Annotated in this window: 1 protein-coding gene; it reads right to left on the reverse strand. The window is 56.8% G+C overall.

Features of this window, described 5'->3' with window-relative positions; all coding sequences use genetic code 11:
• Positions 1-234: helix-turn-helix domain-containing protein (locus tag AC6UDB_RS07285; protein ID WP_500709600.1), on the reverse strand; the 234-nt coding region annotated here is incomplete at both ends.

The raw sequence follows: 234 nt of genomic DNA on the forward strand, positions 1-234 counted from the left end.
GGCTCTGAGGGCTGGTTGGTATCCGCCAATTCGAGGGCTTCGAGCTGGGCCAGCGAGGTGAGAAGTATTTCCCGAGGCGTGCGATTGCTGTCGCGAGAAACGGCCAGAGCAATCAGCGCGGTGAGTTCAAGATCAAGCGCAGCAGCCAATTTTTGGCCTACATCCAAGGTCACAGAATGCTTACCGCTCTCCACCTTGCTGATGGTCGTTTGATCCAGGCTGGATGCCATGGAG

Source organism: Fructilactobacillus sp. X3R2C1 (assembly GCF_059901235.1).